Annotated in this window: 20 protein-coding genes, 1 rRNA gene and 1 other RNA gene; 9 read left to right on the forward strand and 13 right to left on the reverse strand. The window is 57.6% G+C overall.

Features of this window, described 5'->3' with window-relative positions:
• Positions 1–1,485, reverse strand: a 16S ribosomal RNA gene (locus tag B7L15_RS11550); the annotation flags it as partial.
• 499 nt (positions 1,486–1,984) lie between these two features.
• Here B7L15_RS11550 and B7L15_RS11555 point away from each other — a divergent pair.
• A complete protein-coding gene (locus B7L15_RS11555) occupies positions 1,985–3,061 on the forward strand; it encodes an aspartate carbamoyltransferase (protein WP_085919126.1) in 1,077 nt (358 codons plus the stop codon).
• A 7-nt stretch (positions 3,062–3,068) separates the two neighbouring features.
• Here the strand turns inward: B7L15_RS11555 and ruvX are convergent, their stop codons facing one another.
• The 7 genes from ruvX to B7L15_RS11590 form a co-directional block, all read right to left on the reverse strand.
• The gene (gene ruvX, locus B7L15_RS11560) at positions 3,069–3,524 is read right to left on the reverse strand and encodes a Holliday junction resolvase RuvX (RefSeq protein WP_085919127.1); all 456 of its coding nucleotides are present in this window, start codon (positions 3,522–3,524) and stop codon (positions 3,069–3,071) included.
• A 12-nt stretch (positions 3,525–3,536) separates the two neighbouring features.
• Positions 3,537–4,094 (reverse strand): YqgE/AlgH family protein, encoded by a 558-nt coding sequence (locus B7L15_RS11565; protein WP_085919128.1) that lies wholly within the window; start codon positions 4,092–4,094, stop codon positions 3,537–3,539.
• An 80-nt stretch (positions 4,095–4,174) separates the two neighbouring features.
• Positions 4,175–5,134 (reverse strand): glutathione synthase, encoded by a 960-nt coding sequence (gene gshB / locus B7L15_RS11570; RefSeq protein WP_085919129.1) that lies wholly within the window; start codon positions 5,132–5,134, stop codon positions 4,175–4,177.
• Between the two features lie 76 nt (positions 5,135–5,210).
• Entirely contained in the window at positions 5,211–5,903 is a 693-nt protein-coding gene (locus tag B7L15_RS11575; RefSeq protein WP_085919130.1) for a CvfB family protein, read from the reverse strand.
• 76 nt (positions 5,904–5,979) lie between these two features.
• Positions 5,980–6,735, reverse strand: a complete 756-nt coding sequence (locus B7L15_RS11580; RefSeq protein ID WP_085919229.1) for a 16S rRNA (uracil(1498)-N(3))-methyltransferase — start codon at positions 6,733–6,735, stop codon at positions 5,980–5,982.
• 3 nt (positions 6,736–6,738) lie between these two features.
• A complete protein-coding gene (gene secB, locus B7L15_RS11585; protein ID WP_085919131.1) occupies positions 6,739–7,248 on the reverse strand; it encodes a protein-export chaperone SecB in 510 nt (169 codons plus the stop codon).
• A gap of 72 nt (positions 7,249–7,320) precedes the next feature.
• On the reverse strand, positions 7,321–7,743 hold the full coding sequence (locus B7L15_RS11590) for a rhodanese-like domain-containing protein (protein ID WP_085919132.1): 423 nt from the start codon (positions 7,741–7,743) through the stop codon (positions 7,321–7,323).
• 254 nt (positions 7,744–7,997) lie between these two features.
• On the opposite strand from B7L15_RS11590, the gene gpmI reads away from it, so the two are divergent.
• The 3 genes from gpmI to B7L15_RS11605 all read left to right on the forward strand — a co-directional run bounded on the left by gpmI (position 7,998) and on the right by B7L15_RS11605 (position 12,118).
• Complete coding sequence (gpmI, locus tag B7L15_RS11595; RefSeq protein ID WP_085919133.1) at positions 7,998–9,575, forward strand: 2,3-bisphosphoglycerate-independent phosphoglycerate mutase; 1,578 nt, start codon at positions 7,998–8,000, stop codon at positions 9,573–9,575.
• Between the two features lie 8 nt (positions 9,576–9,583).
• The gene (locus B7L15_RS11600) at positions 9,584–10,720 is read left to right on the forward strand and encodes a murein hydrolase activator EnvC family protein (RefSeq protein WP_085919134.1); all 1,137 of its coding nucleotides are present in this window, start codon (positions 9,584–9,586) and stop codon (positions 10,718–10,720) included.
• Between the two features lie 78 nt (positions 10,721–10,798).
• Positions 10,799–12,118 (forward strand): S41 family peptidase, encoded by a 1,320-nt coding sequence (locus B7L15_RS11605; RefSeq protein ID WP_085919135.1) that lies wholly within the window; start codon positions 10,799–10,801, stop codon positions 12,116–12,118.
• On the opposite strand, the gene B7L15_RS11610 is transcribed toward B7L15_RS11605, so the two are convergent.
• The 4 genes from B7L15_RS11610 to B7L15_RS11625 form a co-directional block, all read right to left on the reverse strand.
• Complete coding sequence (locus B7L15_RS11610; RefSeq protein ID WP_085919136.1) at positions 12,115–13,365, reverse strand: UbiH/UbiF/VisC/COQ6 family ubiquinone biosynthesis hydroxylase; 1,251 nt, start codon at positions 13,363–13,365, stop codon at positions 12,115–12,117. The genes B7L15_RS11605 and B7L15_RS11610 overlap by 4 nt on opposite strands.
• 32 nt (positions 13,366–13,397) lie before the next feature.
• The gene (gene ubiH, locus B7L15_RS11615) at positions 13,398–14,615 is read right to left on the reverse strand and encodes a 2-octaprenyl-6-methoxyphenyl hydroxylase (RefSeq protein WP_085919137.1); all 1,218 of its coding nucleotides are present in this window, start codon (positions 14,613–14,615) and stop codon (positions 13,398–13,400) included.
• A 72-nt stretch (positions 14,616–14,687) separates the two neighbouring features.
• Positions 14,688–16,028, reverse strand: coding sequence for a Xaa-Pro aminopeptidase (gene pepP / locus B7L15_RS11620; RefSeq protein ID WP_085919138.1), 1,341 nt, complete (start codon positions 16,026–16,028; stop codon positions 14,688–14,690).
• 18 nt (positions 16,029–16,046) lie between these two features.
• Positions 16,047–16,625 carry a UPF0149 family protein gene (locus B7L15_RS11625; RefSeq protein WP_085919139.1) on the reverse strand — a complete coding sequence of 193 codons (579 nt, stop codon included), beginning with the start codon at positions 16,623–16,625 and terminating at the stop codon, positions 16,047–16,049.
• Positions 16,626–16,771: 146 nt separating this feature from the next.
• On the opposite strand from B7L15_RS11625, the gene B7L15_RS11630 reads away from it, so the two are divergent.
• From B7L15_RS11630 to B7L15_RS11640, 3 genes are all read left to right on the forward strand, one after another.
• Positions 16,772–17,071, forward strand: a complete 300-nt coding sequence (locus tag B7L15_RS11630) for a cell division protein ZapA (RefSeq protein WP_085919140.1) — start codon at positions 16,772–16,774, stop codon at positions 17,069–17,071.
• A gap of 53 nt (positions 17,072–17,124) precedes the next feature.
• Positions 17,125–17,307: non-coding RNA, 6S RNA (gene ssrS / locus B7L15_RS11635), on the forward strand.
• A 5-nt stretch (positions 17,308–17,312) separates the two neighbouring features.
• Positions 17,313–17,927: a 5-formyltetrahydrofolate cyclo-ligase gene (locus B7L15_RS11640; RefSeq protein ID WP_085919230.1), complete on the forward strand. Its 615-nt coding sequence runs from the start codon at positions 17,313–17,315 to the stop codon at positions 17,925–17,927.
• Between the two features lie 431 nt (positions 17,928–18,358).
• Here B7L15_RS11640 and ilvA read toward each other — a convergent pair whose 3' ends face one another.
• Positions 18,359–19,873 carry a threonine ammonia-lyase, biosynthetic gene (gene ilvA, locus B7L15_RS11645; RefSeq protein ID WP_085919231.1) on the reverse strand — a complete coding sequence of 505 codons (1,515 nt, stop codon included), beginning with the start codon at positions 19,871–19,873 and terminating at the stop codon, positions 18,359–18,361.
• A gap of 162 nt (positions 19,874–20,035) precedes the next feature.
• On the opposite strand from ilvA, the gene rpiA reads away from it, so the two are divergent.
• The gene (gene rpiA, locus B7L15_RS11650; RefSeq protein ID WP_085919141.1) at positions 20,036–20,710 is read left to right on the forward strand and encodes a ribose-5-phosphate isomerase RpiA; all 675 of its coding nucleotides are present in this window, start codon (positions 20,036–20,038) and stop codon (positions 20,708–20,710) included.
• 298 nt (positions 20,711–21,008) lie between these two features.
• Positions 21,009–21,986 (forward strand): NAD-dependent epimerase/dehydratase family protein, encoded by a 978-nt coding sequence (locus B7L15_RS11655; RefSeq protein ID WP_085919142.1) that lies wholly within the window; start codon positions 21,009–21,011, stop codon positions 21,984–21,986.
• Positions 21,987–22,025 lie beyond the last annotated feature (39 nt).

Raw genomic sequence — 22,025 nt, forward strand, 5'->3', positions numbered from 1 at the left:
ACTTCACCCCAGTCATGAACCACACCGTGGTGATCGCCCTCCAACGTTAGGCTAACCACTTCTGGTGCAGTCCACTCCCATGGTGTGACGGGCGGTGTGTACAAGGCCCGGGAACGTATTCACCGTGCCATTCTGATGCACGATTACTAGCGATTCCGACTTCACGGAGTCGAGTTGCAGACTCCGATCCGGACTGAGACCGGCTTTAAGGGATTCGCTGACTCTCGCGAGCTCGCAGCCCTTTGTACCGGCCATTGTAGCACGTGTGTAGCCCTACCCGTAAGGGCCATGATGACTTGACGTCGTCCCCACCTTCCTCCGGTTTGTCACCGGCAGTCTCCCTAGAGTTCCCGACCGAATCGCTGGCAAATAGGGACAAGGGTTGCGCTCGTTACGGGACTTAACCCAACATTTCACAACACGAGCTGACGACAGCCATGCAGCACCTGTCTCTGCGCTCCCGAAGGCACCAAGTGATCTCTCACAAGTTCGCAGGATGTCAAGGGTAGGTAAGGTTCTTCGCGTTGCATCGAATTAAACCACATGCTCCACCGCTTGTGCGGGCCCCCGTCAATTCATTTGAGTTTTAACCTTGCGGCCGTACTCCCCAGGCGGTCGACTTATCGCGTTAACTTCGCCACAAAGTGCGCTAGGCACCCAACGGCTGGTCGACATCGTTTACGGCGTGGACTACCAGGGTATCTAATCCTGTTTGCTACCCACGCTTTCGCACCTCAGTGTCAGTGTCAGTCCAGAAGGCCGCCTTCGCCACTGGTATTCCTCCCGATCTCTACGCATTTCACCGCTACACCGGGAATTCTACCTTCCTCTCCTGCACTCTAGCCTAATAGTTCCGGATGCCGTTCCCAGGTTGAGCCCGGGGCTTTCACAACCGGCTTATCAAGCCACCTACGCGCGCTTTACGCCCAGTAATTCCGATTAACGCTTGCACCCTCCGTATTACCGCGGCTGCTGGCACGGAGTTAGCCGGTGCTTCTTCTGCGAGTGATGTCTTTCCTGCCGGGTATTAACCGACAGGCGTTCTTCCTCGCTGAAAGTGCTTTACAACCCGAGGGCCTTCTTCACACACGCGGCATGGCTGGATCAGGGTTGCCCCCATTGTCCAATATTCCCCACTGCTGCCTCCCGTAGGAGTTCGGGCCGTGTCTCAGTCCCGATGTGGCTGATCATCCTCTCAGACCAGCTACGGATCGTCGCCTTGGTGAGCCATTACCTCACCAACCAGCTAATCCGGCATAGGCTCATCCAATAGCGGGAGCCKAAGCCCCCTTTCTCCCGTAGGACGTATGCGGTATTAGCCTGGGTTTCCCCAGGTTATCCCCCACTACCGGGTAGATTCCTATGCGTTACTCACCCGTCCGCCGCTCGTCAGCRTCCAGCAAGCTGGACCTGTTACCGCTCGACTTGCATGTGTTAGGCCTGCCGCCAGCGTTCAATCTGAGCCATGATCAAACTCTTCAGTTTACAATCATTGTGATCCTTACTTGTCACTCGAAAGTAACAAAAGCGGATCAAACTTGGCTCAAGGTTTTCAAACGTTCTCTCAAGRTCCGAAGACCTTGGACGAGTCGCTTGCCTTGATARTTGGTGATTTATCACCCTCATCGGCAAGCGCCCACATGAATTACCTGATCACATTATTAAAGAGCGTTTCGCTTGCGGGCCTCAAAACCTGACGTGGCCGCTGCTAAGCGAGGAAGGCGTATTCTACGCACTTTCCAATGTTTGTCAACGGCTGTTTGGCAGAAGCGAAGGAAATGTTTAACTCAACTTTCCTTCCTGCTATTTGCCTAACCTACTGACAAACCGAGGTTTTTACACCTCATTCACCGCTGGCAACGCTGGGCGTCCCCGGCAGCGGATGCGTACTTTACGGCTTTGCTGACGAGGACGCAAGGGATTATACGAAAAAGTTTTATGGCTAGACACTATCCGCCGTGAAAGCGCTTCGGCGACAGGCCAATTGGCGGTTACACTAGCGGCATTTACTTTATTGCCGAGGTCCGTGATGAGCCAGCGTCAGCACCTGTTAACTGTCGATTCATTAAATCGCGAACGCGTTGACCATTTACTGCGCATTGCCGCACGTATGGAGCCGATTGCACAGCGCCGCCAGGTTACCCGTGTTTTAGAGGGGGCAGTTCTTGGCAACCTGTTTTTTGAGGCCAGTACGCGTACCCGCGTGAGCTTCAATGCCGCCTTTTGCCGGCTGGGCGGCAGCGTGTGCGACACCACCGGCTTTACCTTTTCGTCGATGGCCAAGGGAGAGTCGCTGTACGATACCAGCCGCGTGATGAGTGGGTATTGCGACGCCATTGTCATGCGCCACCCGGACCAGGGGTCTGTGGCAGAATTTGCTGCGGCGACAAATGTCCCTGTGATCAACGGCGGCGATGGTCCCGGTGAACACCCCAGCCAAGCGCTACTGGATATCTACACCATCGATAAAGAGTTTCAGCGCTTGGGTAAATCACTGAGCGGTGCCCACATTCTGCTCACCGGCGATTTAAAGTACGGCCGTACCGTGCACTCTCTGATCAAGCTCTTGTCACTCTACGGACCGCTACGCATTACCCTGGTATCGCCGCCGGGCCTTGAAATGCCTGCACAACTGGTAGACCTCGTCACATCTCGTGGCCACCGTATTGAACAGCGCAACTCGCTGGCCAGCGACTTCTCGGATTTGGATGTGGTGTACGCTACCCGGATTCAGAAGGAGCGCTTTACCGACGAGATGAACGAGAGTTTTCAGGGCCTTTCGAATGACTTTATGGTTAACCGCGATTTCCTGGACCAGCGCTGTAGCGACAACACCATCGTCATGCATCCGCTGCCCCGCGATAGCCGCCCTGGAGCAAATGACTTGAACGTGGATCTAAACGGCGATCCTCGGCTAGCCATCTTCCGCCAAACCGATAACGGCATTCCCATGCGCATGGCCATCTTCGCAACGCTACTTGAGGTTGACGAGCTGGTTGAAAAGGAAATGCGCCCCGTACGTTGGTTTGTCCCCGCCCAGACGGGCACGCTCGACCGTTAGCCTACCTTCAGCGGGATATGCGCCCACCGGGAAGTCCTTCCTGGTGGGCAAACCAGCCTTCCAGAATCAACACCGCGGCGATACCGTCGACACTCTCTTCACGGTAGTTGCCACGGTGTCCCGCCGCGCGGGCGATGTGCTTCGCTTCCTGGGTAGAGCCACGCTCGTCGACCATTTCACAAGGTTTACCGAAGCGCCCGTGAAGTCGATTACCGAACTTGCGCGCGCGAAGGCTCATGGCCGACTCGGTGCCATCCATATTGAGCGGCAAGCCGACAACAAACAGATCGGGTTGCCACTCCTTGACAAGGCGCGTCACCAGCTCCCAATCGGGAATACCGTCGCGTGCGGTGAGAGGAGCAAGCTCACGAGCACTGTTCAGCATCTCATTGCCGACAGCCACGCCAATGCGCCGTGTACCAAAATCAAACGCCAGCACAAGGCGCTGACCGCTTTCAGTCATTATTCTCAACCATCAGGCGTGGCCTGCATCACGGGTCATCAGGTTAAGATCCACCCCGAGAATGCCTGCCGCCGCGGCGAGGCGTTCGGCAGGTGGCGTATCAAATAGTACGGATGCCTGACCCTCCACCGTCAACCAGGCGTTTTCTTTTAACTCTTCTTCAAGCTGCCCCACTTCCCAGCCGGCACAACCCAGGCAGACCAGAAACTGTTCAGGGCCTTCACCGTTCGCCAATGCCTGCAAGATATCCATCGACGTCGTGAGCGAAATGTTGTCTTCAACCTGAAGGCTGGAATCCCATGCCTGACTATCCCCGGTATGGAGAATAAAGCCGCGATCTTTATGCATCGGCCCACCGTAATACACCGGCGAGTTGCGGTAGGGGCTATTATCTCCCCCTAATTCCAGTTGCTCGAAGAGCGCATCGAGGGTGATCTCCAAGGGGCGGTTGGCAATCACACCCATGCAACCATTGTGATCATGGTCGCACAGGTAGATCAGGCTCCCCGCAAAATTGGGATCGTCCTGGTGCGGCATCGCCATCAAGAAATGATGCTTTAAACTTTGCATGCGTCTCCTGCGGCCAACTGACAACATCAGCCAGCCTAAAAAATCAGTAAATAAGTCGCGACAGAGCAATAAAGAGCCGCTTATGCAGCAAGGCGACGTTCTATGGCGTCCAGCAGCAACCCTGCGATATCCGTGCCACGCTGATCGTCGATTTCGCGCACGCAGGTGGGGCTTGTCACGTTAATCTCGGTAATATAATCGCCGATCACATCCAGACCGACGAACATCAATCCTTTTTCGCGGATCATGGGCTGCACTTGCTCAACAAGCCACTGGTCTCGCCTGGTCAGCTCGCGACTCACGCCGCGCCCACCGGCAGCCAGGTTACCGCGTGTTTCCCCCGCTGAAGGAATGCGGGCCAGACCATAGGGTACCGGTTCGCCATCGACTAGCAGAATCCGTGTGTCGCCTTCCTTGATGGCGGGCAGATAACGCTGCGCCATGATCTGGCGCTGGCCGCGCAGGGTAAGCTGCTCGATCACGGCACCGATATTGCGCCCCTCGGGACCAATGTGAAAGATACCGGTACCGCCCATGCCATCCAATGGCTTGAAGATCACATCGCCATGCTCGGCGTGAAAGGCGCGCAACACGTCGGCCCGGCTGGCCACAAGCGTCGGCGCGCAGCACTGCGGAAACTGCTGGGCAAATAGCTTTTCATTACACTGCAACAGGGCATCTGTCGGATTGACAATCAACACGCCCTCTCGTTCAGCAAAGCCGAGCAGATGAACCGCGTTGGTAAAATCCGCATCCACCGGCGGGTCTTTGCGCATCAATACCGCGTCAAGCTCATTGATCGGCCGGGCTGAGGGTTCACCCAGTTCATACCAATGCGCGGGATCTCGATAAACCGTCAGCGGTCGCATGCGCGCGTATGCCTGCCCTGCATTCAAGAAAAGATCTTCCTGCTCCATGTAATGCAACGTATAGCCGCGGTCCTGGGCCGCCCATAGCATCGCCATGGTGGTATCTTTCTTGTAAGCGATGTCGCTGATGGGATCCATCACGACACCAAGGTGCAATGTTGACTGACTCATCGGGGCACAATCCATACATGAACATATAGGTGGGCAGTATGCCGCACTGCTTCTCAGGCTCCAACCGCGAGACGTATTACTCGCTGAGCGCACCGGGCACTAGGCGTATGGCGTTAGGCTCAAGCGTAATCAGCTGTTGCTTGTAAAGTCGCCCAATCGCCTGCTTGTAGGCGCTCTTGCTCACACCCAGCCGCGCCTTGATATCGTGAGCGGTACTTTTATCCCCCAATGCCAGGTAACCGCCGCTCTCGCGCAGCGCCTTGAGCACTTGGTCACCTACCACGTCCAAGCGGGCAGCGCCGGGCGGCAGCAGCGAAATATCCACCCGTCCGTCTTCACGACGCTGCTTGACATACCCTGTTAACGACTGGCCGCGACGCAGCGGCTGGCTGATATCGTCCTGGTAGATCAACCCCCAATAGCGGTGATTGACGACGACTTTCATGCCCAGATCGGTGCGGTCGGCGACCACTACGGCCACTTGGTCACCCGTATCCAGTGCCCAGGCATCATCGGTTAAAAACCGATCCAGGCGCATGGTGGCCACGGGCCGCCCCTGATCGTCGCTATACAGCATAACCAACACGCGTTTGCCGGGGTCGGGGCGAAAACGCTGCTCGCTGTAGGGCAGCAGCACATCCTTGGAGGGCCCCCAGCGCAAAAAGGCGCCAGTGTTGTTCACCGCGGTAACGGTTAAGTAGGCCACTTCACCCAGTTGAGCAGATGCATCGCTGGCGGGTCGGGAGGAAGAGTGAGGCTCACGGACCATGGGTGCCGTCCTTACAATAAATAGGCTTTCATTATGGGGGCTTGGTAACGCAAGGCAAAGTAGTAGAGAGGAAGGCTTACAAATCGCCTAGGTAATGCTGAAGAAGGGTTAACGCCACCACCGGCGCCGTCTCCGTACGCAAAACCCGTGGGCCGAGTGTTAGCGGTTTAAAGGCAGCATTTTGGGCGGCATCAATATCACTCTCGCTCAAACCGCCTTCCGGGCCGATAAGCAATGCAGCCGACGTGGGACGGTCTTGGCGATCGAAGGCATGGCCAGTCGCCAGATGCAGCATTAAACGCAGCGGCTCCTGGCGCGCCTCAAGCCATGCCTTGAGGGTGATGGGCGGGTTGACCGGCGGCACGAACGCACGCCCGCTCTGCTCACAGGCGCTGGCAGCCACCGCCTGCCAATGGGCCAGCTTTTTGGCTTCCCTGTCGCCTTTAAGGCGCACATCACCCCGCTCGGTATACAGCGGAGTGATGGCAGACACGCCAAGCTCGACGGCCTTCTGAATGGCATAATCCATCCGGTCGCCTTTGGAAATTGCCTGGCCTAGATGCACGGCCAGCGGCGATTCACCGTTACCCGGCCAAACAGCCTCAATACCCACCGTTGTCTGCTTGCGGCCTACGTCGACAAGGCGCACACCCGCCTCATGGCCATTGCCATCGAACAGCACCAGGGGCGAGCCTTCACCCAACCGCAACACCCGTGTCACATGTCGCGCAGGGCCTTCCGGGAGCACCACCTCATCGCCTGGGCGAAACACCCCGGGGACATAAAGGCGCGGCATTTTCCCGTGCCGGGCGTACCAGTCGGTCGCCAACATCATTTAGTGCGTATTCGCTTCAGCCTGGTCAGCTTGTTGTTTCTCGCGTTGCTTACGCTGCGCGTACATCGCTTCAAAATTCACCGGCGCCAGCATCAGCGGCGGGAAGCCACCACGGTTGACCAGATTATCCACGCATTCGCGGGCGTAGGGGAACAGCAGGTTCGGGCAGAAGGCACCCAAGGTTTGATCCAACTGGGCACCTTCGATACCGGAGATACGGAACAGGCCTGCCTGCTCAACTTCCGCCAAAAAGGAAGTCGTACCGGTTTCTTTGTCGTTAACCTGCGCCGTCACTTTAACGACCACTTCATACTGGTCATCGGCAATTTTTTTGCTACTGGTATTAAGGTCGAGGTTGACCTTGGGCTTGAACGCGTCCTGGAACACCGACGGCGAATTGGGCGCTTCAAACGAAATATCTTTTACGTAAATACGTTGCAGCGAAAATTTGAGCTGCGGTTTGTCGTCGGCTTGCGCGCCAGCCTGCGGGGTGTTGTTATCTTCCGCCATGTGAGAACTCCTCGTTGTTGATGCAATAGTCAGTGCAATCGTTCATGCAATAAGTAACGTGCGTATCGACGCTTACTTTTTAACCACCGGAAGGCCGTCAGCCTGCCACTGCGCCATGCCACCTTTTAATTTAAAGGCGCGTTCAAAGCCTGCTTTCGCAAGCTTCGCCTGGGCAGCACCTGAACTTTGTCCATGTTTACACGCCACAATGATCGGCTTGTCTTTCACTTTATTCAGCTCATTCATGCGGCTATCAAGGCTGCTCTGGGGAATATTCCGCGCACCGGCAATATGCCCCGTTTTAAAGTCTTTACTTTCACGGATATCCAGTACAACGGCGTCTTCACGGTTAATGAGCTGCGTGGCCTCAGTGGCCGTTAGCGCATGGGTTGAGGCGCTGCGTGTTTCGTACACAATCCACGCAATCAGCGCCAGCACAAACGCCCCTACCAATAGGGGGTGATTCATTACGAATTCGAACAGCTGATCGATCATCGCGACACAATCTCTTGGTCAATACAGAAAAAAGCGGCATTGCCACCATTAGAACGCGACAAGTATACACGTCTGACGCCAGCGCGCGCAGGCCGCGAATAAAAACGAGCACCAGCGCGGCCATGCGTGAAACGTCAACAGGCCCTATTCATGACGCTCAGCCACTGGCTGCGTTATGATGCCCCAAGCATGCATTAGTCGCGACCCCGATTGGCTTTATGCCGTCCGGTTCGCCACTCATCAGGAGAAATTTTATGGACACTGCAAGCACTCCCCGCCCCGTCGCGTTAATTATTTTAGACGGCTACGGCCACAACCCCGACAACGCGCACAATGCAGTAGCTGCCGCCAACACACCGGTAATGGATAAACTCTGGGCTGACCGACCACATGCCTTTGTCCACACGGATGGGCGCCACGTCGGGCTACCTGACGGGCAAATGGGGAACTCCGAAGTGGGCCACATGAACCTGGGTGCCGGCCGCATTGTTTACCAGGACTTTACCCGCATCACCAAGGCAATTGAAGACGGCGACCTGGACACCATTGACGTGCTGACCCGGCCCATCGACGAGGCAGTGACCAACGGACGTCCCGTTCACCTGCTGGGGCTGCTTTCGCCCGGTGGCGTTCACAGTCACGAGGACCACTTTATCGCCATGGCGGAGCTGGCGGCCCGCCGCGGCGCCCAGCGTATCTATGTTCACGCCTTCCTGGACGGCCGGGATATGCCGCCACAAAGCGCGTTGCGCTCCATAGAGCGTGCCAACGCCCGTCTGGCTGAGCTGGTAGGGGCTGACAACGGCTTTGTTGCCTCGATCATCGGTCGCTTTTACGCCATGGATCGCGACAACCGTTGGGAGCGTGTTGAGCAAGCCTACCGCCTGCTCACTGACGGCCACGCCGACTACTATGCCACCAGCGCTGAAACGGCGTTGCGCGATGCCTACGACCGTGGTGAAACCGATGAATTTGTGGCCGCCAGTAGCATTCCGCTGAGTGACGGCTCCCAAGACAAGGCCATCACATTACAGGATGGCGACGCGGCAATATTCCTTAACTTCCGCTCGGACCGCGCTCGCGAACTGACCCGCGCCTTCGTCGAGCCTGACTTCAATGGTTTCGAGCGGCGCGTCTGTCCCAAGCTCGCGGGCGATGGGCTGGTCATGATGACCCAGTACGCCGCCGATATTCCCGCACCAGCCGCCTTCCCGCCCTCGGACCTGAACGACACTCTGGGGGAAGTCGTGGCCAAACGCGGCTTGAAACAGCTGCGCATCGCCGAAACTGAAAAATACCCCCATGTCACCTTCTTCTTTTCGGGCGGCAATGAAGCCGAATATGAAGGCGAAGAGCGTATTCTCGTCCCCTCACCGCGCGACGTGAAAACTTACGACGAAAAGCCCGAAATGAGCGCCGTCGAGATTACCGACAAGTTGGTTGAGGCCATCGATAGCGGCCGCTTTGACCTGATGGTATGCAACTACGCCAACGGCGATATGGTGGGCCACACCGGTGACTTTGACGCCGCAGTAAAAGCCATAGAAACCGTCGATACCTGCGCGGGACGCGTGGTCGAAGCCATTGAGCGCGCGGGCGGGGCCTGCCTGATTACCGCCGATCATGGCAACGCCGAGCAGATGGTCCACCCCGAGACCGGCGCACCGCAAACCGCCCACACCACCTTTATGGTGCCACTGGTTTACATTGGAGAACGTCCAGGGGCGCTGGAGGATGGACGGCTATGTGATCTTGCCCCGACGCTTTTGCGCATGATGAATCAAGAGGTTCCTCAAGCGATGACCGGCCACCCATTGATCACCTTCGGTTAATCCGCTTGATGCGACGACTTGTCAGCATAGCGGCTGGGATAGCGCTGTTATACGCTACGCACAGCGCTGCCCAGCCCAGCGAAACCCAGGCACGCCAGCAACTGGATAACCTCGGCCAGGCGATCGAGGCGCTTTCCGAGCGCTTGAGCGAAACCGATGAAGCTCGCGAAGGGGCCAAACGCGAGCTGCGCGAGGTTGAAACCGAGCTCGCCGAGACCCATCAACGGCTCGATCAGCTACAAAGCGAGCGCCGCAAGCTCAATGAGGAAACCAATCAGCTTCGCAAGCATCGCGACCGCCTTGAGGCAGACCGCGAAGTTCAATCAGATGCCCTCGGCCAACAGCTGGCAGCGCTTTACCGGTTGGGACCGACTCCCCAACTCAAACTGCTGTTAAATCAGGGCGACCCCGCCGAACTTGACCGCATGCAGGCTTACTTGAATCGGCTTACCGAGGCGCGTCAGCAGCGCATGGCCGAGATAGCCCGGTTGGATAGTGCGCTGGCCGACACCCAACAAGCACTTGCCGAGCGCGAGGACCGACTGGACGCTCTGTCCGAAGAACTGGAAGCCGAAAGTGCACGGCTCGCCGAACGCACCCAGGAACGTCGCGGCGTCGTAAACAGCCTAGATGACCGCTATGGCAGTGAAGCCGAGCGTCTGGCCGCCCTGAATGATGACCGAGAGCAGGCCGAACAGCGACTGCGCGAGATTCAGGCCGAGCTGGCACGCCTTGACGAGCCTGCGCCGACGACCCATATTGCCCGTACTCAGGGGGATCTGCCCTGGCCGGTCCAGGGCGATATCACGGCGGCTTTTCAGCGCCGTGATGGTGTCCATTACAACGGCATCGTCATTCAGGCCACGGCAGGCACCTCGGTTAGCGCCGTGCACCCTGGTCGTGTGGTGTTTGCCGACTGGATGCGTGGATTTGGCAATTTATTGATTATCGACCATGGTGATCAAATCATGACGCTCTACGCCCACCTGCAGCAGTTCACCGCGCGCCCCGGTCAGCAGATCGAGCGCGGCGACGAGATTGGTCGGGTTGGCGATAGCGGTGGTCAGCCACGTAGTGCGCTTTACTTTGAAGTCCGCAGGCGTGGTGAACCAATTAACCCACAACGTTGGATTGCACGCCGCTGACGGGATAAGCTGGGTAATTCTTGTTGTCATTGGGGTAGCGGCGCGCGCTGCCCACCAATATCGTTTCGCGGAGTCTGCATGACGCTATCTGTTACCGAGGGATCGGCCCTTGCCAAACGCCTCTTGGCAACCCTGCTCCCTATCGCTTTACTTTCGGTCCCGTTACCGCTTCTGGCTCAGCCCAGTAGTGACAGCGACGGGACAGTTGATAACGTCAGCGACGACCTGCCGCTTGAAGAAATCCAGACGTTTGCCGAGGTATTTGAGCGCATCAAGCGCGCCTATGTCGAAGACGTCGAAGACCGCACTCTACTCCGCAACGCCATGCGCGGCATGCTGAGCGAGCTGGACCCTCACTCCGCCTATCTGGATAAAGAAGAATATCAAAGCCTGCGCGAATCCACCGAGGGCGAGTTCGGCGGAATCGGCATCGAAGTGGGTATGGAAAACGGCCAGCTTATGATCATAACGCCGATCGACGATACCCCGGCCTCAGAGGCGGGGCTGATGTCCCGGGATATCATCATCAGTATCGATGGCACCCCCACCGAGGGCATGTCCCTGCAAGAGGCCGTGACCTTGATGCGTGGCGACCCCGATACAACGCTGGACATTTCCGTGCTACGGGCAGGCGAAGAGTCCCCTCGCGAGTTCACCCTTACCCGCGAGATTATCCGTAGCGAAAGCGTCAAACACGAGTTGCTGGAAACCGGCTATGGCTATTTACGCATCAGCCAGTTCCAGTCACGCACGCCTGAGCAGGCCAGGGAAGCCCTGCAGCGCATGGCCCGTGAACAGCCGCTGGATGGCCTGGTGCTCGATTTACGTAATAACCCCGGCGGGGTTTTACAGGCCGCCGTTGGCGTGGCGGACCTGTTCCTGGATGAAGGGCTGATTGTCTACACCGAGGGTCGCATTCCCGACAACGAGCTATCATTCTCCGCCTCGGCTGATACGCCAGCAGAGGATGTGCCGCTTGTCGTGCTGATCAATGGCGGTAGCGCCTCCGCCGCGGAGATTGTCGCCGGTGCCCTTCAGGATCAGCGCCGCGGCGTGATCATGGGCACCGACAGTTTCGGTAAGGGATCGGTACAGCAGATCATGCCGCTGGGCAATGGTGAGGGGTTGAAGCTTACCACGGCGCTTTACTATACGCCGCAAGGCCGTTCCATTCAGGCCCAGGGCATCGAACCCGACGTTGATGTGGTTCGCGGGCGCCTGGAAGTCGCCGAAGGCAGGCGCGAAATCCGCGAATCCGACCTGGAAGGCCATTTACAGTCCCAACAGGCCCCGCGTGACCAGGAAGAGGTGTCACAGCGCCTGCGCGAAGACTACCAGTTGAGCGAAGCACTTAATCTGCTCAAAGCGCTGAACGTGGTCGACCGCCGCCGTCATTAACGGCACGAAGCCGGCAAGCGGCCGCGTTCGCCGGTGGCTTGCCGCATTACCATGCGCTTCAGCGGAGTAAGCCGGTGCAAGCCGCTCATGCCCAGGTTACGCACCAGCGTCAGTGCCGGATCATGGCTGCCGAACAGGGTTTTAAAGCCTTTCATTAGTGCCAGCATGGCGCGGTTGTCACCGCGCCGACGGCGGGCATAGCGGCTCAAGGTGCTTAGCTCACCCCACGGTGCCCCCCGCCGCCAGGCCGAGGTGACCTCGTCGGCTAAAACGGCGGCATCCATCAACCCCAGGTTAGCCCCCTGCCCCGCCAGGGGATGAAGGCTATGGGCCGCATCACCCACCAGTGCAAAATGCGGCTGCACGTAATGCACTGCATGGCGTTGGACCAACGCAAAACGGTGCGCTTTATCGCAGACGCTCACCGCGCCCATTCGCTCCCCCAGGGCGTGGCCCAGGGCTTCCCCCAACGCCTCTCGGGAAAGCTGGCACAGCGCTTCGGCATGCGCGGGGGTGGTCGACCACACAATCGAGCAGTAATGAGGGTCCCCCTCCACCGTTAGCGGCAAAAATGCCAACGGACACCCGTCGATAAACGCTTGCCGCGCGGTATCGCCATGGGGATAGCCGCAGCGCACCGTGGTGACCAGCGCCTCCTGGCCCATCGCCTCGCTGACCACGTCGATGCCCGCCATGTCGCGCAAGACCGAACGCGCACCGTCCGCCGCAACGACCAACGGCGCATGCAGCGATTGGCCATTCGCCAAGCGCAACTGACGCCCCGACGTTGAAGCCTCCAGGGCATCTACCGGCGTGCCGAAAAATATGCTGACCCGGCCCTGGTCTTGAAGCGTTGTGTGCAACGCCGATAACGTCACGTCATTCTCGACGATATGCCCCAACACGGACACGCCCGCTTCGTCGGCGGAAAAGCTTATCTCGCCGCTACCCTCGGCGTCCCATACCTGCATATAGCGATAAGGGGTCACCCGGGCATTAACCATTAATGGCCAGGCCCCGATATGGGTTAACAGTTGCTGCGAGACCGGTGTCAGAGCACTCACCCGGGGCGACGGCAAACCGCTCACCTCGTGCAAGGGGGGCTGTGCTTGCGCTTCTACCAGCGCCACCTGCATGCCGGCGTCGGCCAATAGCCAGCTCAACGTCGAGCCCACCATGCCGGCGCCGACAACGATGGCGTCGAAGCCGTTCTCCGCCGGTGCACCTGACTCATTGGATGTCTGCATAACACTCCTTCTGCTGGCAGCCCCGGGGGCACTCAACGCTCCAGTCCCATCGCCCGGCGCGCCAGACCTTTACGTAATGGCCCGATGATATTGAGCCCCACCAGGCCGGCGGCTCTGGCATGGGGTAAAAAGGGTAAGTTCATGCCAAACAGGCGAATCAGGCCATCACTAAAGCGAATCACATTGGCTCGGTCCTGAGCGCGCTGCCGCTCGAACGCCTGAAGCGTGGTCATGTCACCCAACGGCCGCTTCGCCAACTCGCCTTTCTCAAGTGCCTCGACCAGGTCCATTACCCCACGAAGGGCCAGATTAAAGCCTTGACCGGCCACCGGGTGCAGCGCATGGGCTGCATTGCCCAGCACCGCAAGCCCAGGCCGAACGGGCTCCTCGGCAGTGATTAAGGTCAATGGATAGCTGTGGCGCTGGCCCACTCGGGTAAAGCGCCCGACCCTGTCGCCAAAGGCCGTTTGCAGCTGCGCCAGGAAGTCTCCATCGGATAGATCCAGGCGCGCTTGTTCATGCCCGGTGGAATGCGTCCAGATCAACTCCATCGTCTGCCCTGGCAAGGGTAACAGAGCGATAGGCCCGGCCTGGGTAAACCGCTCATAGGCCACGCCCTGATGTGGCTGGCTAACGCCCACATGAGCAATCAGCGCCGTTTGCTGATAGGCCTCGCGACGGCTGCCAATGCCAAGCTGCTCCTTTAAACCCGACCGCCCGCCGTCCGCCAGCACTGTCAGGGCGCCGTGGAGCCGACTGCCATCAGACAGCATCAAGTCGTGCCCTTGGGGCGTCGGCGTGATGTTGTCGACCTTGGCCGGGCAGTGCCATTCAAGGGGTAATGCATTCAGCCGCTGATGCAGCACGCGCCCCATCCAGGCATTGGGAATCACGTGACCCAGCGCATCCACGCCCAGTTCATCGGCACTGAGCCGGGTTGCCCCGAGCCGCCCCCGTTCACTGATATGGATACGCTTGATGGGCGTTGCCTCGGTTTGCATGGCCTCCCATACGCCCAGCTGACGAAAGCGCTGGGCCGAGCCTTCCGCAATGGCACTGGCACGAGCGTCGAAACTGGGTTGCCAGGCCTCATCAAGTGATTTGGCCGGTAACGGCGCCGCTTCGATAATGGCGACTTTCCAGCCGTAACGCTCAATCAAGGGCGCCAGAGCACAGCCCAGACTTGCGCCGACTAATCCGCCCCCCACAATCACAATGTCATGGGTTACCGTTTGCCCAGACGCTTGCATTGACTCTCTCCCGCTGGTGACACAGGACCACGCTTATTGCGTAACGTAAATTACATAATGCACTGCAACGACTTAATCAGGCGCCATGAGAGCTTCAATATCGGCTACCCGTTTAGGGACCTGGTGGGTCAGTACCTCACGCCCCTGGGCGGTAACCACCACGTCATCCTCAATACGGATGCCGATACCGCGGTACGCGGCCGGAATGTCAGCTTCATCGGGAATATAAAGCCCCGGCTCAACGGTCAGCACCATACCGGGCTCAAGTGGACACGGGGTTTCTGCGTCCAGGCGATAGGTGCCCACATCATGCACATCCAGCCCCAGCCAGTGCGATGTCGAATGAAGATAAAACCGCCGGTAGCGCTGCTCGTCGATGCAGGTTTGCAGATCGCCTTCCAGCAGACCCAGTTCCATCAATCCAGTGGTCAAGTCAGACACAACGCCCTGATGGATTTCGGCGAGGGTGGTGCCAGGCTGAACAGCCGCAACAGCCCGCTCCTGGGCATCAAGCACCACCTGGTAAAGCACTCGCTGAGCATCGCTGAAGCGCCCGGAAACCGGGAAAGTGCGGGTAATATCGCCCGCGTAAAGGTCAAACTCGGCACCGGCATCGATCAACACCAGCTCGCCGTCTGCAAGGGGTGCACTGTTCTCAATGTAGTGCAACACGCAGGCATTGGCACCGCTCCCGACAATCGTGCTGTAGGCGGGTCCGCTGCCACCCTGCCAGACAAACTCATGCTCCAGCTCAGCCTGAAGCTGATATTCGCTTAACCCAGGGCGCGCTACCTGCATGGCGCGCACATGAGCACGGGCAGAGATTGACGCGGCGTGCCGCAACAAGGCGATTTCCGACTCGCTCTTAATCTGACGCATGGCATGTATCAGCGGGCTAATATCCATCCAGCCTTTCAGCATGGGATGACCGCGACGTTGACCCGCCTTGGCCTGGGACAGGGCGTCTTCGGCAATATCGAGGGCATCGCCCTGATCAAGCGGTAAATAGAGCCACTCACGACCCGCTAACAGCTCAAGCAACAATGTCTCGCGTTCGGCGTTCTCGAACGCCTGATCGACGCCATGCATTGTCACGACTCCCTGAGCGCCCAATCGCCGCCCTGTCCAGGCTTCCATGGTGGGGTCACGGTCCTGGCAGAACACCACGCTTTGCCCCGCTTCGCGCCCGGGTAACAGCACCAGCAGGGCATCCGGCTCGCCAATACCGGTCAGGTAGTAGAAATCGCTGCTTTGCCGGAACGCATACTCACTGTCATGAGAACGCGTTACCAACGATGCGCCGGGCACAATAACGGCGGCATTCGGCGGAAGTTGGGCCATGAGGGTCTCGCGCCGCTGTTGGTATTCCGCTGACGGGATAGCCGGAGGGCGAGGCAGTACATCAGGCAACATAGCGTTTTCCAAAACAGATTAATGAACAGGGGTATCAGTTTGCTCGACCTGCGGCTGACCGGGGTGTTGCTCGGTATACAGCAGCATGGCAGCCATACGCGCGTGCTCGGTCAGCGCAAAGAGGTCATTTTCATTTTCCGGGGAATCATCGATATCCGTCTCGATCTGGCCTAACCCGGCAAGGTCTTCTACCGCTTCACGCAGGGTTTGCGACCAATGCTTTCGCTGTGCGTCATCGGCCACTTCGTCGACCACTTCCATGAAGCCTAGCGTCCACTCCTTCAGGCCCTGGGCCTGCTCAGCCAGGCTGAACAGCTCATCCGGCAGCAGGGGGGCATAGTTCATATCACTGGCGCTTAGCGCCTCCAGGGTTTGCCGTCGCCAGCCCAACAGACGTTCAGCACTCGCCGAATCGCGTGGCTGATCCACCCCCAGGCTTAAGCAGACCTCTTCCAGCCAAGCCTGGGCATCCATATCACGCAGCGCGAGCAGTGCGCATAACCGGCCGTCCAGAAAGGCGGGCGACTGCATACTCCCGTGCAACAAAAAAACATCGGCGATATCCGAGAAATCCTGGCGTTCGTCTATTAGCGACATCGTCTTCACTCGTTGATGGGTTTAGGGTCGCTCGGGCTTGCGCGTTGACCCCGCGCAAGCGGCTCTCTTATAGTGAGCGACATCGTCCTTCCTATGCAGTGATGTTAACGCATTGGGCATCCTTTTGACCCGTGCCGGAGCCTGTCATGAGTAACACTAAACGGCCTACTACCGAAATCAGCCTGTTAGGGCGTGATTACGTGATTGCCTGCGACCCCGGTGAAGAAGCCAAACTAGAACGGGCCGCACGCTACCTGGACCGCGCCATGCAAGGGATTCAAGCCCAAAGCAGCCTGCTGGGAAGCGAACGTATTGCGATCATGGCGGCACTTAACATTACCCACGAGCTGCTTGAAGCCATGGACGAACATCGCGCCGGAGAAGCCAGCCTGAACCGGCTTAACGAGCGGCTTGAGCACGCTTTGTCACAAACCCGCACGCCGTAAAGACCGTTTAACGCATGCCTTTGGCATTGGGCCCCGCTCTGTTAGGATGATGACGTTCTCTGGGGTGTGCGCCAGTCGTTACAGTCCCTCGAGCCTATGCGTAATACCTAGGGGGCCAAATGCTAGCCAGGCCCGTGTGCATGTCCGTGCGTCGGAAAGCCTGACGGCTTGGCTGCGGCCACCCACCTGAACCAGTAGGTTCAGGGCCAGAACGACAGCGGCACTCTGGGGAACACTAATGATGAACAGCCTCCACAGCGCTGAAGAAAAACGCGCTTTGCGACGTGAACTGCGTCGGCGGCGTCAATCGCTCTCGCTGCGTGAACAACGCGAAGCAGCCCACCGTCTCTGTCAGCAGCTTAAGCGCCTTCCCGAAATTCACCGCGCAAGACGCATCAGTCTTTACTTACCTGTCATGGGTGAAATCGACCCGACCCCGCTACTTCCCTGGTTGCGTCGACGAAGAGTGTCGGTTTATCTACCCGTTTTACGGCCATTCAGTGCCAATACGCTCTGGTTTGTCGCCTACCATGCCAACACGCCGATGATCAAAAACCGCTTTGGCATCGCCGAGCCGGATACCCGTTTTGCGGCCAAACATCAGCGTCGTTTGCCCGCATGGGCGTTGGATACAGTGATCTTACCGTTGGTCGGCTTTGATGCCCGGGCCAATCGCATGGGCATGGGCGGCGGCTTTTACGATCGCAGCCTTGCCTTTATGCGCCGCCCTGGCCCCAAACCGACGCTGCTGGGTGTTGCCCACGCTTGCCAACAGGTAGATACCCTCCCTGTTGAGCCCTGGGACATACCATTAAACGCCGTGGTGAGTGACCAGCATATCGTTCGCCCAGGATAAGCTACCTAAAAAAATGGGCTGGCCCGTAAGGGCCAGCCCATTGAGCCGGTGACGCTTTCGTACCCCAGCGCTACGGCTTAACCTCCCGAAAGCGCCTGCGCGTAGCCGGTGGCTAATACCCCGAGCGCAAACACAATCATTAGTGTCAGTACCATATCGGGTTTCTTACGCCGCATAGTGCTTCTCCAGCCCCTTTAAAGTTGTCAACTTTAAGGCGTCATCCTGGTTACCTGTCGTTGATGAGCAGCCTAATACTGCCCTGATGACGCCCTTCATCAATATCGCCTGTGACTATAGGGCCAATAGGCTATCGTTGACAACGGCTTAACCCCCTATATGACATTAAAAAATAAACGCACACTGTTTCTTAACAAACTGACTTGTGAAGGGCTGCGCTGTAAGTAACCGCTCACATATTTGGCGACGCAAGATCAAGCCATGAACAGCCGGTAGGCGGGATTATCGCTTTCCCGCCAATAGCGGTAGCCAATCGCATCCAGATGCTCGGCGACGTGAGAGCGGTCACCGTTAGGTACCTGCATACCCACCAGAACACGGCCATAAGCGGCCCCGTGGTTACGATAATGAAACAGCGAAATATTCCAGTCATGGGGCAGTTGGGTGAGAAAGTTCATCAGGGCCCCTGGACGCTCAGGAAATTCAAAGCGATACAGCTCTTCTTCAAAGTATTCGCTGGGGCGGCCGCCACTCAAATGACGGATGTGTAACTTGGCAAGCTCGTTGTCGGTCAAGTCCTCGACCTGATACCCCCCGTCCCGAAGCTTGTCGATGACCAGTTGGCGATCTTCGCCGCCGGGTTTAACCTGCACGCCGACAAAAATATGCGCTTCGCTGTTATCTGCGTAGCGGTAGCTGAACTCCGTGACCATGCGTTTGCCAAGCGTGCGGCAGAACTTTTTAAAGCTGCCTGGCTTTTCGGCAATCGTTACCGCCAGGATCGCCTCCCGCTGCTCGCCAAGCTCGGTCCGCTCGGCAATATGCTGTAGACGGTCAAAGTTGGTGTTGGCGCCGGAATTGATGCACAGCAGGGTTTCGCCTTCCGCGCCGGTTTGCTGAATATATTTTTTCAACCCGGCCAGCGACAGCGCGCCCGAGGTTTCCGCGACGGCGCGGGTATCTTCAAAGATATCTTTGACAGCGGCGCACATTTCATCGGCGGTAACGGTAATCACATCGTCGATAATGTCTTTCACCAGCGAAAAGGGCACTTCGCCAATCTGCGCCACGGCAACACCTTCAGCAAAAACACCCACCTGGTCCAGCACTACCCGTTCACCGGCCTCCAATGCCGCTTTCAGGCAGGCGCTGTCTTCGGACTCAACACCGATCACCTTGATATCCGGGCGCAGATATTTAACGTAGGCAGCGATCCCGGCAATCAGTCCACCGCCGCCAACCGGTACAAAAATAGCATCAAGACGCCCCGCCTGCTGGCGCAGGATTTCCACCGCGACAGTGCCCTGGCCGGCGACAATATCAATATCATCGAAGGGGGGAATATAGGTATAGCCGTGCTCCTTGATCAGCTCCTGGGCATGCTCAGCGGCGGCAGCAAAGGCATCCCCCTTGAGGACTACCTTGGCGCCCCGGGCGCGGACCGCCTGTACTTTAATCTCTGGGGTAATCCGTGGCATCACGATCACCGCTTTGACGCCCATCAATTTGGCGGCCATGGCAAGCCCCTGGGCATGGTTGCCCGCCGACGCGGCGATCACGCCTTTGGCTTTCTGTTCTTCGCTGAGCTGGGCCATCTTGTTGTAGGCCCCACGGATCTTGAACGAGAAAACCGGCTGCAGGTCTTCGCGCTTGATTAAAATCTGGTTATTGAAACGACGCGACAAAAAAGGAGCAGGTGAAATGGGCGTTTCACAAGCGGCTTCGTAAACGTGGGCCTGGAGGATCTTTTTGACGGTAGCTTCAAGCATGCGGAAAATTCCAAGAAAGAACATAACCCTGACGGGTGCGGGGAAAGCTCCTATTGGTAGCAGATTACGCCGTTCGACGTCCAGCAGCGTTTTGATCGGCAGGCCGCGTTTAGGCCGTTATAATGGGCACCGAGTCCAATCTTCCCTGCGAAAAGGCATACCATGAACCAAGACGAACTCAAGGCCGCCGTCGCCGATAAAGCGATCAGTGAAATTGAACCCTGGCTGGAAAAAGACACCGTGCTGGGAATCGGCACCGGCTCGACGGCCAACCTGTTTATCGACCGCTTAAAGCCGCTACGTGATCAGTTCAAGGGAGCGGTGGCAAGCTCTGAGGCCAGTGCCAAACGCTTGGAAGCATTGGGCATCGAGGTGTTCGAGTTGAATAGCGTTGGAACACTGCCCTTTTACATCGACGGCGCTGACGAAGTGAATGCTCACTTACAAATGATCAAAGGCGGCGGAGCGGCACTCACCCGGGAAAAAATCGTGGCTGCCTGCGCCGAGCGTTTCATTTGCATCGCCGACCAATCCAAATATGTCAGCCAGCTTGGGCACTTTCCACTGCCGGTGGAAGTCATTCCCATGGCACGCTCCTACGTTGCCCGCCAACTCGTCGCCCTGGGGGCTGAACCGGTGTATCGGCAAGGCGTGGTTACCGACAATGGCAACCAGATTATCGACTGCTATGAATTCATGATCGACGACCCGGTCGCCATGGAAGCCACGCTCAACGCCATTGTGGGCGTGGTCACCAACGGTCTATTTGCCGACCGAGGAGCCGACATCCTGCTATTAGGCAACCCGGAGGGCGTTGAGCGGATCACGCTACGCTAATAATTTTGTAGCTTGCTCATCCTTAGCCAGGCCAGTTTTTACGCTGGCCTTTGTTTTATCGAACAATAACACCCCCTCCACCTCTCTTCTCACCCTACTCGTCCCCAGGCCCATACCCTTACCCATGCTCAAAGTATGACGAAAAGCATGCCGTGTTAGTGAGCAAATCCATTAGTCCGACTATTGCTTCTAATTGTAATTAGAATTAAACATAAGGATACAAACTGTTGCAAAAAAAAGCGCTGATTAACGTCTTGTGACGAAGACGTCATCAGCCAATAAAGGGGAAGGGAACATCATGTTGGATCACAACGATAAGCGTGTTCTTGTGACGGGTGGTGCAGGCTTTATAGGCTCCCATACGGTCGACCTACTTTTGGCAAGCGGTTACTCGGTGCGCGTGCTGGACAATTTTTCAAGTGGTCGCCAGGCCAACCTGCCTGAACACAAACATCTTGACGTTATGCAAGGTGATATCCGATCCCGCGAGGACGTCTCAGCCGCAATGCGGGGAATCACTCATTGCCTACACCTGGCCGCTCAGGTATCCGTTTCACGCTCAGTTGAAGATCCTTACGACTCTGCCACACATAATATCCTAGGGGCGCTTAACGTGATGCAATCGGCAGCCCAGGCAAAGGTCACGAAACTCGTTTACGCTTCTTCTGCCGCCGTTTACGGTGTGCCAACACAGCTGCCCCTGACCGAAGAGTCATGTCAGCAGCCGCTATCGCCTTATGGGCTGGAAAAATGGGTGGATGAACGCTATGCCGCCCTGCTGGCAAGCCTGCACAACTTACCCAGTTTAGGGCTGCGTTATTTCAATGTTTACGGCCCACGCCAAGATCCGCACTCGCCCTATGCGGGGGTTGTGGCGCGCTTTATCGACAGACTGCTTGCCCATCAAGCGCCTATCGTGTATGGCGATGGACACCAATCACGCGACTTTATCTATGTCGGCGATGTGGCCCGCGCCAACCTTACCGCGCTGTTCAGCGAACAGTGTGGTATTTGCAACGTGGCTACCGGTCAGCGGATTAATCTGCTTGAACTGATCGACCTTCTTAACCACTTCACCGGTTGTTCATTACCCGCCCAGCACCTACCCGCCAAGGCCGAAGATATTCAACATTCTTACGGGGACCCTCAGCGGCTGGCCGAATGGCTATCGTTGAGTCCGCAATGGACGCTAAGCGAAGGCCTGAGCGAACTCATTCAAGACTATCGCCACACCATCGCCAGGGAGTCAGCCTCCCCACTGAAGGTGAGCGCCTGATAAGCGCATTATGCGAATGGTCAATACCAATATAAAGGT

Origin of the sequence: Halomonas sp. CSM-2 (genome assembly GCF_002119345.1) — a bacterium.
Taxonomy (GTDB): domain Bacteria; phylum Pseudomonadota; class Gammaproteobacteria; order Pseudomonadales; family Halomonadaceae; genus Vreelandella; species Vreelandella janggokensis.